Origin of the sequence: Myxococcus sp. XM-1-1-1 (assembly GCF_020037095.1) — a bacterium.
Lineage (GTDB): Bacteria > Myxococcota > Myxococcia > Myxococcales > Myxococcaceae > Myxococcus > Myxococcus fulvus.
Map to the genome: position 1 here is coordinate 77,097 of NZ_JAIQDH010000001.1, position 13,421 is coordinate 90,517.

Annotated in this window: 12 protein-coding genes; 6 read left to right on the forward strand and 6 right to left on the reverse strand. The window is 71.1% G+C overall.

All coding sequences use genetic code 11. The annotated features are described in order from the left end of the window. Positions 1 to 4: 4 nt before the first annotated feature. From K8640_RS00335 to K8640_RS00345, 3 genes are all read left to right on the forward strand, one after another. Positions 5 to 940, forward strand: coding sequence for a fatty acid desaturase (locus K8640_RS00335; RefSeq protein ID WP_223745251.1), 936 nt, complete (start codon positions 5 to 7; stop codon positions 938 to 940). Beyond that, positions 933 to 1,829: a phosphatase PAP2 family protein gene (locus K8640_RS00340; protein WP_223745252.1), complete on the forward strand. Its 897-nt coding sequence runs from the start codon at positions 933 to 935 to the stop codon at positions 1,827 to 1,829. Before K8640_RS00335 ends, K8640_RS00340 begins: the two co-directional genes overlap by 8 nt. A 154-nt stretch (positions 1,830 to 1,983) precedes the next feature. Further along, a complete protein-coding gene (locus tag K8640_RS00345) occupies positions 1,984 to 2,382 on the forward strand; it encodes a hypothetical protein (protein ID WP_223745253.1) in 399 nt (132 codons plus the stop codon). Here K8640_RS00345 and K8640_RS00350 read toward each other — a convergent pair. After that, positions 2,377 to 2,832, reverse strand: a complete 456-nt coding sequence (locus tag K8640_RS00350) for a hypothetical protein (RefSeq protein ID WP_223745254.1) — start codon at positions 2,830 to 2,832, stop codon at positions 2,377 to 2,379. The two genes, K8640_RS00345 and K8640_RS00350, sit on opposite strands and share 6 nt — an antisense overlap. Positions 2,833 to 3,015: 183 nt before the next feature. Between K8640_RS00350 and K8640_RS00355 the strand changes: the two genes are divergently transcribed. Further along, positions 3,016 to 4,629 carry an FAD-dependent oxidoreductase gene (locus K8640_RS00355; RefSeq protein WP_223745255.1) on the forward strand — a complete coding sequence of 538 codons (1,614 nt, stop codon included), beginning with the start codon at positions 3,016 to 3,018 and terminating at the stop codon, positions 4,627 to 4,629. 319 nt (positions 4,630 to 4,948) lie between these two features. Here K8640_RS00355 and K8640_RS00360 read toward each other — a convergent pair whose 3' ends face one another. Next, positions 4,949 to 6,763 (reverse strand): Hint domain-containing protein, encoded by a 1,815-nt coding sequence (locus K8640_RS00360; protein WP_223745256.1) that lies wholly within the window; start codon positions 6,761 to 6,763, stop codon positions 4,949 to 4,951. Between the two features lie 297 nt (positions 6,764 to 7,060). Between K8640_RS00360 and K8640_RS00365 the strand changes: the two genes are divergently transcribed. After that, positions 7,061 to 7,978, forward strand: coding sequence for an RluA family pseudouridine synthase (locus K8640_RS00365; RefSeq protein WP_223745257.1), 918 nt, complete (start codon positions 7,061 to 7,063; stop codon positions 7,976 to 7,978). A 45-nt stretch (positions 7,979 to 8,023) separates the two neighbouring features. Here the strand turns inward: K8640_RS00365 and K8640_RS00370 are convergent, their stop codons facing one another. After that, positions 8,024 to 8,512: a hypothetical protein gene (locus K8640_RS00370; protein WP_223745258.1), complete on the reverse strand. Its 489-nt coding sequence runs from the start codon at positions 8,510 to 8,512 to the stop codon at positions 8,024 to 8,026. Positions 8,513 to 8,741: 229 nt separating this feature from the next. On the opposite strand from K8640_RS00370, the gene K8640_RS00375 reads away from it, so the two are divergent. Next, positions 8,742 to 9,407 carry a cyclase family protein gene (locus K8640_RS00375; protein ID WP_223745259.1) on the forward strand — a complete coding sequence of 222 codons (666 nt, stop codon included), beginning with the start codon at positions 8,742 to 8,744 and terminating at the stop codon, positions 9,405 to 9,407. 10 nt (positions 9,408 to 9,417) lie between these two features. Here the strand turns inward: K8640_RS00375 and K8640_RS00380 are convergent, their stop codons facing one another. The 3 genes from K8640_RS00380 to K8640_RS00390 form a co-directional block, all read right to left on the reverse strand. Then, the gene (locus K8640_RS00380; RefSeq protein WP_223745260.1) at positions 9,418 to 11,472 is read right to left on the reverse strand and encodes a hypothetical protein; all 2,055 of its coding nucleotides are present in this window, start codon (positions 11,470 to 11,472) and stop codon (positions 9,418 to 9,420) included. Further along, positions 11,459 to 12,514, reverse strand: a complete 1,056-nt coding sequence (locus K8640_RS00385; protein ID WP_223745261.1) for a DUF3142 domain-containing protein — start codon at positions 12,512 to 12,514, stop codon at positions 11,459 to 11,461. Before K8640_RS00385 ends, K8640_RS00380 begins: the two co-directional genes overlap by 14 nt. A gap of 241 nt (positions 12,515 to 12,755) precedes the next feature. Next, positions 12,756 to 13,391 carry a hypothetical protein gene (locus K8640_RS00390; protein ID WP_141323774.1) on the reverse strand — a complete coding sequence of 212 codons (636 nt, stop codon included), beginning with the start codon at positions 13,389 to 13,391 and terminating at the stop codon, positions 12,756 to 12,758. Positions 13,392 to 13,421: the final 30 nt, after the last annotated feature.

Sequence of the window (13,421 nt, forward strand, 5' to 3'; positions counted from 1 at the left end):
CGCCATGCCCACGCCCTCCGCCGTGCTGTCCCCCGAGTCCCTGCGCGAGCTGGAGCGGGTCGACGCCCGCCATCTGCCCCGGCTCGTCCTGTTCCTCCTGCTCCAGGGCGTGTCTGCGTGGCTCGTCGTCCTGCTGGCGAGGGACGGTGACTCGGTGGCGAGCTGGCTCGTCCGGCTGCCGCTCTACCTGGTCTCGGCCGCCGCGCTGCACGGCATCAGCCTGTTCACCCACGAGGCGGTGCATGGTGGGCTGTCCTCGCGGCCCTGGCTGAATCGACTGGGCGGGATGCTGTGTGCCTGGCCCGTGCTCCAGAACTTCGCGGCCTACAAGGTGTTGCACCTGCGGCACCACCGCGATTTGGGCGGTGGCTTGGACCCCGACCACTACGCGAACTACACGGGGCGGCGCTGGCTGGAGCTGGCGATGCACCTGGGCCGGCTGCTGCTCGGCTACCCCGCGTACATCACGATGATTCCCATCCTGGGCTTCAAGCACGGCACGCCGTCCGAGCGGCGATGGATTGCGTTCGAGGTCGCCGTGGTGCTCGTGGCGGGTGTTCTCGCGGCGCGCTTCGTGCCGTGGCAGGTGTTGCTGCATGCGTGGGTGCTGCCCATGGTCATCATCAACACGCTGGTCAACATCCGGGGCATGAGCCAGCACACCTTCCTGACGGAGAATACGCATCCGGTCCGGGGCTCGCGGACCATCCTCTCCAATCCGGTGACGCGCTTCTTCATGTGCAACGAGAACTACCACCTGGAGCATCACCTGTATCCGCGGGTGCCCTGGTACAACCTGCCCGCGCTGCACCAGTCCCTGCGGGCCGAGCTCGTCGCGCAGGGCGCGCCCTTCATCCCGTCGTACTTCTCGTTCGTCCGCGGCGTGCTGAGTGGCTCGCTGATGCGCGAGGCTCGGCGCGCCGCGTCCCCGGATGTCTGAGCGTCCCTTCCTGCACGAGGGGTTGCTCGCGGGCTTCGGGGTCGTGCTGTCGTGTGGGCTCCTCGTCGTCGCGGGAGCGGGCTCGGCGGTCTTCCTCCAGGTGCTCGGCGCGACGCTCGTGTTCATCCTCGCGGTGGTGGGGCTCGCGCGCCTGGAGCGCTGGGGACACGTCTTCCGCGTCCGATTGCTGTGCGCCTATGCGGCGACGTTCTTCTTCTACGCGTCGGTGAAGGACACCGTCCCCGCGCTCGGGCTTCCGACGCGGGATGCCCTGTTGTTCGGCGTGGACGCGTGGGTGTTCGGTGGGAGCACGCCGTCGGTGTGGCTGCAGCGCTGGAGCTCGCCGGCCGTGAACGACGTGTTCAGCGCGAGCTACCTGTCGTTCCACGTCTACCTGCACCTGGCCATGGCGTGGGCGGTGGTGGGCTCGCGGGAGCGCGCGGAGGCATTCTTCGGTCCGGTCTTCTCCGCCTATGTGCCGGGGCTCGTGGGCTACTACCTGGTGCCCGCGGTGGGGCCCGTGGCGGCGTATCCCGAGCTGTTCACCGTGCCCGTGGAGGGAGGGTGGGTGACGTGGCTGAACGCGGCCGTCGTGGCCCACGGCTCGTCGACCTTCGACCTGTTCCCGAGCCTGCACGTGTACATCACGCTGGTGTTGCTCGCGCACGACAGGCTCGCGCATCCGTGGCGCTTCCGGGGGATGTTGCCGGTGGCGGTGCTGCTCTTCGTCTCCACGCTGGTGCTGCGCTACCACTACGCGGTCGACCTGCTCGCGGGCGTCGTGTGGTTCATTGCCTTCCGCGCGCTGTATCCACGACTGCTGCGTGGGTGGGAGTCCTGGCGGCGCGGGAGCGCGGTGGAGCGCGCGGTGGTGATTCCGCCGGGGTGACGAAGGCGCGTGCGTCGCGCTGTCACGCGGGCGGCGGCGCATTGACGAAATGTCTCGCGCGGCCCGGGCGTTGAGCCCGCAACCCCCTGGAATCTCGTCGGGGGTGGCTTGGAACGGCATGTGAAGAGGAGGGGAGGCAACAGGAGGAAGCCCCATGGCCCGGTGTCGCCCGTCCAGTTCCCGCCCGACTCTCCCCACCTTCACGTTCCTGGAGCACAGCGCGCGCGGGATGCTGCGTCAGGAGGTCCTGGACTTCATCCTCGACTACGGCCTGCGGGTTCGCGCGGCGGGAGCGACGCACGTCACGGTGCTGGAGCGAGACCTCTCGCGGGCCCTGCGCGACTCGTCCCTCGCGCGGCAGGCGCGTGGCTGGATTGTGTTGGTGAGCGACGACGAGCGCCTCCTCACCTGTTACCGCCGCGCGGATGCGAGCAGCTTCCTGCGCCGCAAGTCCAAGCACCGGCTCAACGGTGGACGGCCTCACCGCGACACGGGCTGGCGCAACGCGGAGGGCCGACGTGGGTCGGGGCGCGCGAGCCACGCCGGGTCATGAGGACGTGGCTGTCGCGCGGGGGATGGCGATGGCCTGGCCACTCAGGGTGATGACCTGGGCAGCGATGCGAGCGCGCTCGACACTGTCAATCAGGTAGCGGGGACTCGCTCCCGCCGCGGGCGGGAACAGGCACTGGATGACGTCGTAACCGATGTGTCTGGAGATGAAGGTCTCCAGGACGTCGGCGTGTCGCTCGACCAACCCGGTCAGGGGCGGCCACCCGAGTGCTCGCAACCGCAGGATGTCCTCGTCGTCCTCCCGCGCCCCGTGGGCTTTGTCGTCCTGGGCGTAGTCTTCATAGAGGGACGCCAGGCTCGTGACGAAGGTCTCCGCATCCACGGAGATTTCATAAGCGACGACAGGCAACGTCGGATGCCCGCGCCCGTAGTCGAATTCGCGGAAGTACAGCCACGAACAAGGCACCTGGCGGTCGGCGATTCTGCAAAGCATGGGTCCCCTGGGCATGAGGCTGTCTGCGTGCGGGCGGCTTTAGCGGGGTTGGGCGCGTCGGAAAAGGGCGCGCTGCTTCACATTCGGGGTGTCCGGTGAAGGGCACCCCGGAGGTCGGCGCTGCGCCAGAAGGCGGGCTCCGGAAGGAGAGGGCAGTCGTCCTCGCACCTCCTGGAGCCCCGCATGCCCCGCACCGCGCTCTTCGATTCGTTCCGCCAGACCACCCGGAAGGCACTCGCCGCTTCCATCACGCGACGCGAGGTCACCCGTCCGTCCGAGGCCCGGCGCGGCGTGGACCGCCGCTCCGTGTTGAAGGGGCTGACGGTCCTGGGGCTGGGGGTCGCCGTCGGGAGCGCGCGGGCGCGGGAGGCGAATGCGCTCTCATCGCCGCGGGTGGGAATCGTCGGCGCGGGGCTCGCCGGGCTCGCGTGTGCCTACGAACTGCGGCGCGCGGGCGTCATCGCCACGGTGCACGAGGCGAGTGAGCGCACGGGTGGCCGGGTGTACTCGATGGGCGGCGCGTTCGGCGGGCCCGTCACGTTCCCGGGACAGGTCGTCGAGCGGGGAGGCGAGTTCATCGACTCCGGACATGCGACGATGCTGGGCTACGCGCGCCAGTTCCATCTGGAGCGAGAGGACCTCGCGCGGTTCCACGGCGAGGTGACGTACTTCTTCGGAGGGCAGCGGTACGCGGAGTCCGCCATCCTGGCGGAGTACTGCCCGCTCATCGCCGCCATCCGCCAGGACCTGTCACGGCTCTCCGACGCGCCCACGGCCGCGCGACATACGCCCGTGGACCGCGCCTTCGACGTGATGGACCTGATGACCTATCTGGAGTCCCGCGACGCGGGGCCCCTGATATCGGCCGCCATCATCGCCGCATACGAAGCGGAGTATGGACGGACGGCGGACACGCTGAGCTGTCTCAACCTGCTGTTCCTGATTGGGACGGAGCAGTGTCGCCGCTTCGAGCCCTATGGCGAGAGCGATGAGCGCTACCGGCTGCTCGGCGGCAATCAGCAGATTCCTCGCGAGCTGGCCGCGCGCCTGCCCGGTCAGGTCCGCTGGGGCGAGCGACTGGAGGCCGTACGCAGGACGCCCGCGGGAGCGCTGGCCCTGTCGCTGCGGCGGGACTCCTGGAGCTTCACCGCGACCTATGACGTCGTGGTGCTCGCCGTGCCCTTCACCACCCTGCGGCGCGTGGCGCTGGATGGCTCGCTGGGGCTGCCGCCCTGGAAGACGAAGGTCATCCAGGAGCTGGGCTACGGCACCAATGCGAAGATGATGGTGGGCTACCAGGGGCCGGTGTGGCGCGCGGGCGGGGGCAGCGGCGCGACGTACTCGGACCTGATGCACCACCAGGCGACGTGGGAGACGAACCCGAGCCGGGCCACGGCCAGGGACGCGGTGCTGACGGACTACGCGAGCGGAGCGCGCGGCGCGGCGATGGACCCGGGCAACGTGGCGCTGGAGGCCGAGCGCTTCGTGGCGGCGATGAACCGGGTGGTGCCGGGCACCGCGAGCGCGGTGAAGCGCGGCGTGGACCGGCGCATCCTCGCGCACCTGGAGCACTGGCCGAGCTCCCCCTTCACGCTGGGCAGCTACACGGCCTACGGACCGGGACAGTTCACGAGCCTGGCGGGCTACGAGGCACCCCCCGTGGGCCACCTGTTCTTCGCGGGCGAGCACACCAGCTCGTTCTACGAAGCCCAGGGCTACATGGAGGGCGCGGCGGCTTCGGGAAGGAGCACCGCGGCGGCCATCCTGGCGGCGGCGCGAATCGCGGCCCTCGGCTGACGCGCACTGGCGAAGGTGGAGCACCGCTGCCTCCGCTTCGCGCGCCCTGGGCCTCCGGCGACACGCTTGAACGAAGGCGCGCTCCCAGCGCATTCACGGACTCAGCGAGGACTCACGCCGAGGGCGAAACGCTTGAGCGAAGGCGCGCTCCCAGCGCGTTTACGGGCTCGGCGAGGACTCGCGCCGAGGGCGACACGTTTGGACGAAGGCGCGCTCCCAGCGCGTTCACGGGCTCCGCGAGGACTCGCGCCGAGGGCGACAACCCGGCCGTCATGGCCGAAGAGGCGCCCCCAGCGCGGCACAGCACATCGGGGGTGGACTACGGCGTGGCCGACGCGCGGCGCGGCGAGGTCAGCTCGCGCTGCATGGTGTCGTCGCCCACGAGCACGCCATCGGCGAACAGGGTCCGCTCGTTGGGGCCGAGCGACTCGAGCTCCTCGGCCGTGCCCAGCTTGAGGTTGTAGACCTTACCGTCGTACGGCACGCGCTCGGTGGCGGTGATGAAGGCCGTGCCGGACTCGGTGCGCACCTGGTCCTTCACCTGGACCTTGTCCGCGGGCACCACGAGCCCGGAGGTGAGCAGCACCGGGTGCTTCTCCGTCAGCCGCACGTCGTGGCCCTGGTCATCGCGCAGGCGCACCAGCGGCTTGGGCTCCCGCCCGAAGATGAAGTCCTGCACCGTCAGCACCCGGCCGCTCGCGTTGGCGCGGACCTTGTCGCCCACCTTCAGCGTCTCGATGGGGGCCCGCGTGCCGTCCGCGAGCGTCACCTTCGTGCCCTCCGCCATGCAGCTGTTGAGCACGTTGAGGTTGAAGGGGTTGGTGGGCAGCGCCGTGCTCGTGAAGGTCGTCAGGCGCGGCACCGCGGCGGCGCCGCCACACGTCGCCATCGAGTAGAGGGTCATCGACATCACCACGGGCTCGTTGACGATCTTCTCCATCGTGCAGCCCGTGCCACCGTTGGCCGTGGTGTTCTGCGAGAGGTTGACCAGCCGCTGGATGCTCGCCGTCTTCCCATTGATGGTGAACAGGTCCGACAGGTCCGCGAGCGTCGTGCAGGTGCCGCCCGAGTCCGTCTTGATGAGGCGCATCCGCGTCGTCGTCGGGCCGTTCTTCATCGCCTGGATGGTGCACGGCTGCGACATCGCGCCCGCGTCGAACGTGAGCTGCGTGGGGACGTAGATGTTGGTGATGTCGAAGGTCTGCCCCGCCTGGAACGGGAAGTAGGCCGCGGGGTCTCCCGTCCAGGGGTTGCCCGTCTTGCGCAGCGCCAGCCCCACCGGGGTCTGGGGGTATGGCGCCAGCGTGCCCTGGGCGTTGGTCACCATGGCGTAGTCACAGTCCGCGCCGCCGCGCAGCTGGCACGTGGTGAGGTTGATGTTCGAGCGGGGCTCGTTGCTCGCGAAGCGGGGGTGGTCCATCGTGAAGCTCACCGGCTCGGGCGTCAGCGTCGTGTCCAGGCTCGCGAACGAGACGTGCTCCTCGCCCGTCTGGTCGTTGTGCGCCACCATCAGCGACTCCACGACGACCTTGCTCTCCGGCGCCATCGACGGGCGCACCGACACCGCCGTGTCGTCGAACGTCTTGCCGTCGTTGTGCTCCTCGTTGGCGCTCTTGGCCAGCACCGTCAGCTTCTTGCCAGACAAGTCACTGTCGTACGCCGTCACGTCCGTGAAGACGTGCGTCGCGCCGCCCGCGCACGTGGCGTAGGGGTTGAGGATCAACGAGGGCCGGTTGTCCTGCGCCTTGTCCGCCTGCTGCACCTTGCCACCGCCCAACGTGCGCGAGTCGTTCACGTGGATGAAGTGGTCGCAGTCCCAGTCGGTGGGCTTGGGGCGCGGGCCTCCCCGCACCGCCTTGGCCCGGGCGATCTCCAGTGTCTTCAGCGCGCGCGCGAAGTCGCGGGCCACCGTCGGCCCCGGCGTGTCCTGACCGCCCTGGGTGGCCTGCGCGGCGGCGGCCTCCTGGAGCCGGTGGCGCGCGTACTCGTACTGGTCGTCATCGGCCAGGTCCAGCATCACGAAGTCCTCGTGAGGCGGACGCTTCTGGAAGGCCGCCATCACGACCTCTCGCTGCTCCTCGATGCTCCTGGGCTTGGGCGTGGGCTTGATGACCCACGGGCATCCGGGCAGCAAAGACAGGCATCCTGCGAGAACGACGAGACGTGTCGCGATGCGACTGTGCGTCAAATCCATGAGCTCCCCCTCAGAGCGGGCCTGGTTCGAGCCCGGACAAACACTGTCATACGCTCCGTGTCGGAAAGTCAACGAATGACAAGTCATCGGCCTCGCTGGTCAGCCGCGACCCGGCCTGTCACATCGCGAGCCTTTCCGGGTGTGACACGCGCGGCGGGCGGAGCGTAGGGGGACTCCAGGGGTAGGTGGCGCCACGTGGGCGTTGACTCCCCGCGGCGCATGAGGGACGGGGTGGACATGGCGCAGCAGAAACTCCTCGTCCCGCATGAGGTCGCGGGAGAGCGGCTGGACCGTTTCGTCTCCAAGCACGTGCCCGGCTTCTCGCTGGAGCGCGCCCGCGCCCTCATCGAGTCGGGCGGGGTGCGCATCCGCGGCAAGAAGTGTCAGCCCACGCGCAAGCTGTGGGGCGGCGAGGAAATCGAGCTGGAGCGTCCCGAGCCCAAGGCCCCCACGCGCCCGCCCGTCGAGGGGCCCGCGCTGACGGTGCTCCACGACGACGCGGCCCTGGTCATCATCGACAAGCCGCCCGGCCTCGTGGTGGAGCCCGAGGGGCGCGCGGCCTCCGTGGTGGACCTGCTCGCGAGCCAGCGCCCACCCTTCGACGTGGAGGGACAGGCGCTGCCCGGCGTGGTGCACCGGTTGGACCGGGAGACCAGCGGGTGTCTGGCCTTCGCGCGCACGGACACCGCGGCGGCGGCGCTCCTGCGTGCCTTCCAGCAGAAGCAGGTGGACAAGCGCTACCGGACGCTCGTCCTGGGCCACCCGCCGGAGCAGGGGCGCCTGGAGGGGCCCTACACGAGAGACCCGAAGGACCCGCGCCGCTTCACCACCCGGGTGCACTCCGCGCGCAGGGCGGCGCTCTCCTTCGAGGTGCGCGAGCGCTTCGCGGGGGCCGCGCTCCTGGAGGTGGACCTGGACACGGGGCGCACGCACCAGATTCGCGTGCAGCTCTCCGAGGCGGGCTTCCCGGTGTTGGGGGACTCGCTCTACGGCACCGAGGCCGCCCGCGAGCACCCCGCGGCGAAGGCCCTGGGCCGACAGGCGCTCCATGCATTCCAGCTGGAGCTGCCGGGCCCGTTGAACGGGGAGCTGGTGCGAGTCCAGGCCGCGCTTCCGGAGGACTTCCAGCGCGCCCTGGAGCTCTTGCGTCGCTGACGCGCCGGGCCCCCACGTTCGACGGGGAGCCCGGACCGTCGGGGCCTACTTCGCGTCCACCACGAGGACCATCCAGCGGTCCGTGGAGTGGTCGATGCGGACGTTGGCGGCGCCCGCCTCCTGGAGCTGCTGCACGATGCCTTCCAGGAAGGTCAGGTGCTCCTTGGGCGCGTCCACGAAGACGTTCTTGGGGCCGTTGCCCTTGGCCTTCGGCTTCTTGGCCGGGGCGGCGGCGCCGTTGAGGGCCTCCGGGTTGGCGGCGGCCTTGAGCTGCAGGGCGGCGTCATCGACGGTGGGCTCGGGCGTGCTGTCCACCTCGGCCTCGGGCTCCTCGGCCGCCACCGGGGCGGCGGCGGCCACCTCCTCCTCGGCCTCCGCGCGCAGCTGGTTGAAGGTCTTCAGGTTGATGGTCGCCCCGAACTTCGTCTTGAAGGACTCCAGCGCGTCCTTGCTGCTGATGTCCGGCTGCTGGCGGAAGAGGGTGAGCAGGAACGCGTGTCGCTCCTGGGTCTGCTCCTGGGACGTCCTCGGCATCTTCTGTGCTCCTGTGAACCGTGAAGGGCGGCGCACCCTAGCCGACCCCTCCCGAGGAGAAAAGGTGGTCGGATGTCCCTGCGTGGACGCTCGACGCGGACCTTCGCGCCTTCGGCTGTCTCGTTATTCACGAGGTGCGGGTGGCGGCTCGTCCGGCCTCGGGGCGAGCAGGGGGCCGGGCCCCGTGGCCGTCGGCGCGGCGCGCGGGCGATGGCCAGGATTCAGAGTCATGGAGACCGCTGCCGAGACGAGCCGCTCCGCCCCCGCGTCGCCGTGGGTGGACATCTCCGTGCCGCTGCGCGACGGCATGGTGCACTGGCCGGACAACCCCGAGGTGCGCATCACCCGCTCGCAGGACTTGGACAAGGGGGACGACGCCAACGTGTCGGACCTGTCCTTCGGCGCGCACTCGGGCACCCACGTCGACGCACCCGTGCACTTCGTCAAGGGCGCCGAGGGCGTGGACGCGCTGTCCTTCGACCGGCTGATGGGCGTGGCCCGCGTGCTGGAGATTCACGACGCGCGCGCCATCCAGGTGGAGGAGCTGAAGGCGCACGCAATCCAGCCGGGGGAGCGGCTGCTCTTCAAGACGGCGAACTCCGCGCGGCGGTGGCCCTCCCAGCCCTTCCAGCCGGACTTCGTGTACCTGTCGCTCGAGGGCGCGCGCTACCTGGCGGAGCTGGGGGTGCGCACGGTGGGCATCGACTACCTGTCCATCGGCAGCCCGGACGAGGGCGTTCCCACGCACCGCGCGCTGCTGGACGCGGGCATCTGCATCATCGAGGGGCTCGACTTGTCCCAGGTGCATGAGGGGACGTACGAGCTGGTGTGTCTGCCGCTGCGAATCGCGGGGGGCGACGGGGCTCCGGCGCGCGCCATCCTCCGCGCGCGCTGAAGTGCCCGGTTCAGGCGGAGGGGGCGCGGCGCCTGCGGCGCAGGAAGAAGGCGAAGCCCATCACCGTCGGCAGCAGCATGCCCCCGCCGACCATCAGCTTGACCCGGTGCCGCTGGGGCAGGGCCTGGGCGTAGAAGGGGCGCTCGGCGCGGACCTTCGCGAAGTTCGGCTCCAGGCACGACGCCCCGAAGGACCACTGCACGTCGTCGATGCGCGCGCCGTTGCGGATGTACGTCAGGTACAGGCGCTCGAACATCGCCGGGTCCCGGTTGGCGACGTGGAGCGCGGCGTGGCACAGCATCATCGCGTAGGCCTGACTGCGGGGCGGCAGCAGCTCCGCGCCGCGCTGGGCCAGCCGCGCCGCCACGTGCCGGTAGTGGAAGCGCTCGGTGAGGGGCGGGCCGTGGAGGGCCGAGAGCCGCTGCTCCTCCGCGCCCATGAGCGACGCGCGGGGGAACATCGCGCGGGCCCGCTGCTCGTCCTCGGTGGCGTCCCCTTCCTCGTCGTCCCGGTCATAGCGGGAGACGTCGTAGTTGCCGTCGACCCAGCCCCAGTCCGGCGCGGCCTCGGTCCCCAGCAGGCGCATGCCCTCGGAGCGCGCGAGCCTGGCCGCCGCGAAGAGCGCCTCGGCCCGGTCCAGGTCGTCCCACGCGCTGTCGGCGCGGCGCAGCGCCTCCACGTACCGACGCGCCGCGTCCTCCACCGCGGTGCCGCGGAAGGCCTCCAGGGCCTCGTCGTGCCGGCCCTCTCGCAGGAGTCGCCGCGCGAGCAGCAGGTGCAGCCGCTCGGGCATCCCGAGCGACGTGTTGCCGTCTTCGACGCTGTCGGGTGACTCCGGCTCCGACTCCGGCACCAGGTCGCAGTGGCTCTTCTCCGTGCGAGGGTGGGTGGCCGCGAAGCGCTGGAGCTCCTCCAGGCTCAACGTCCGCTCCGCGACGTAGGCGACGTCCGGCCAGGAGCAGCCCGCCCACAGTCGCTCGGCGGCGCGGGTGAACTGGCCCTGCGTCAGCGCGAGCACGCCGCGCTCTCCCTCCGCGCGGCACAGGGGGCGGTTGGTGTCGTCCAGGTACCAGTCATGCCACCACTCCCGCTCGGGAAGCCCGCGCACGGCCTCGGCCAGGTACGTCTCCGCGGAGGATGCGTCGCCCCGGCGCAGCGCGAGCTTGGCCTTCACCCAGGAGGCCAGCGGGGTCTGCTCGGAGGCGACGAAGCGCTCGGCCAGGTCGAAGCGGCCCGCGCGCCAGGCGCCCGCGGCCAGCCGGTCCGCGCCCGCGAGGTCCGGCACCGCGGCCAGCGCGTCCAGCACCGCGCCGAGCCCTCCGGCCGAGGGCTCCTCGGACCATGCGGACTCGCGACCGCGCGTCCACACGAAGGTGGTCATGAGCCGCTGCGCCAGCGGGTCCTTCAGCGCGACCTGGAGGCGCTCGGGGTTGCGCGCGAGGGCTCGCGCGACGAAGAGCAGCGACACCTCCGCGCTCCCGCTGCCGTGCGAGGCCTGCTCCGCGTACAGGTGGATGGCGCCCACGTCGTCGCCCCGCTGGAGCAGCACGCGCGCCTGCATGCCCAGGCTGGAGACCGCGAGGCCCAGCGGGTCGTCGAAGCCCTCGCGGACCAGCTGCCGGGTGAGCTCGAAGCCGTACTTCGCGTCGTCCTCGAAGCCGGCGCCCGCGTTGCGGCCCAGCATGTACGCGGCGAAGGTGGAGAAGCGGCGTCGCTCCGCGGCGGGCAGCGCGAGCACCTCGAGGAAGCGCGCCCGCGCCGTCACGGCGTCTCCGGCGGTGAAGGCCTTGGCGCCGGCCTCGTACAGCGCGGTCTCCCGGGCCCCGGCGCCCTGACGCGCGTCGGGGGGCTCGTCGGGGAACTCGTTCACCGCGAACGCGTCCGAGGGCTTCGGCAGGAGCCGGTGGACCTCCAGCGCGAAGAGCCCACCGGGCAACTCGCCGAGCGTGAGCGCGCGGTCGGCGAGGAGGCGGTCCTGGAAGCCGGGGCCACAGGCCTTCGCGGAGCGGATGGGCGTCAGGGCGACCAGGATGACCACGGCGGACAGCAGGCTACGGAGCCACAAGGGACACCTCGCTTCCCCGCACGAAGCCGACGACGCGTCGCTCGCCGGCGCGCAGGCGGGGAGGCTTGCGCGCCACGAGTGAGCTCCCCCGCGGGGCATAGCCGCCCACTCCGTCGAGGACCTCCAGGTTTCCAGAAAGGGTGAGCCGGGCCGGGGCCTCGCCGTCCAGGCGGCCGGTGTTCTCGAGGACGATGTCGAGCGTGCCTCCGCCCGCGTCCACCAGCCGGGACTCCACCTGGAGCGTCAGCGGCTCCTGTCGGAGGACGGCGGTCAGCGTGGACGGGCTCCAGGCCTCCGAATCACCCGCGTGGCCCCAGCGGAACCACACGAGCCCCTTCACGCCCTGCACCGGTCGCGCGCGCAGCTCCGCGAGGAAGCGCGAGACCTCACGAGGCTCGGAGACCAGGGGCGTGCCGTCGCGCAGGCGCACGCGGTAGGTGGGCAGCGCGACGTGGAAGGGTCTGCGCGTGGCCTGGGACCAGCGCTCGATGAAGCCGCGCGCCTCCTCGGGGGTGAAGAGGGTGGGGGCGCGGATGGCGTGCACCTGGACGACGACGTCGTCGGGGATGGATGTCAGGCGCTCCAGTTCGGGCGCGCCGGCCCAGGTGGGCAAGGCGGTGATGGACAGGGACAGCTCGCCGAGCAGTCGCCGCTCACGCGCGAGCCAGTCCGCGTATGCGGGCAGGGCGGTGGTGGCGCAGTCATGGTCCAGCTCCACGCCGCGCACGCGCACGCCGCGCGCCTTCCAGTCGCGGGCGATGGCGGCGACCTCCTCCAGGGAGATGCCGTCGAGGGGCGCGGTGCCATCCACGCGCATCACCGCCACGACGTCGCGCCCCGTCCTCGCGAGGGCCGCGACATCCACCGCGATGGAGACGGGGGCGCGTGTGTCGCCGGAGCGCTCCCTCGCGAGCACGCGCAGCGCGCCCACCTCCGGGGGCATCCGCGTGAGGGACTCGACGAGCGACGGGCTCCAGTCCCGCTGCCACACGTAGGCCGCGTGCCCGAGCGGCGGCGGGGGCGCGCGGGTGCAGCCAAGCATGAGGCACAGCCCCATGAACGCGAAGCTCGCGAGTCGGCGCGACGAAGACAGAAACGGGGTGCGCATGGTGAGACGACACGCATCGCGGGAGTGGATGCGACGTCAATGGTGCCACAACCGGGGCGTGCAAGCTCTGCGCGCGTGCGCACCGGTTGTGTCTCGCGTCGTGAGACTGCGTGGAGCCCCAGGGATTCGTAGCCACGCGAGCGAGGAGGCGAGCACTCCGCTTGGGACGGGGCCGTCAGTGGGGCGGCGGCGGCGGGTTGCTGTGGTCACAGTGCAGGAGGGAGGGCGGGTCGAAGCAGGTGAGCCGCTGGTCGTTCAGCGTGCAGACGCCTCGGGGCGTGTTGGTGCAGCGCACCTCCGTGCGGCTGGCCTTGCAGTCGAAGCCGCACGCAATCGCCTCGGAGGCGTTGAGGCAGCGGGCCGCGGGCATGGCCTGCGCGTACTCATGGATGACGCTGTCGGGCGGGTCCCAGCAGACCAGCCTGCCGAAGTGCGTGTCGCAGAGCCCGTAGGGCGTGGAGTTGCACGCCACCTCGCCATTGAAGATGCGGCAGTTGAAGCCGCAGTCGACCTTGCCGCGCACCGCCTTGCACTCGGGGCGCACCGGCGTGCGGGGCGGATGCTGGATGGCCACCCGTGGCGGGTCCCAGCAGTGGACCTCGTCGCGGAGGACCTGACACGTCCCATAGGGCGTCTGGGCACAGCCCGCCTTCGAGCCGCTGGTCCTGCACTGGAAGCCGCACAGCTCGCGCCCCTGGGCCGTGATGCACTGGGGTCTGGGCTGTTCCGGGGGCGGCTTGGGCTCGGGCGTGACCTGGGGCGGCGTCGGCGGCGCCGCGGTCAACAGCAACAGGGCAATCAAGGGGAGCATGTGGCCCCCCGACGAACGTCACCGCAGTTT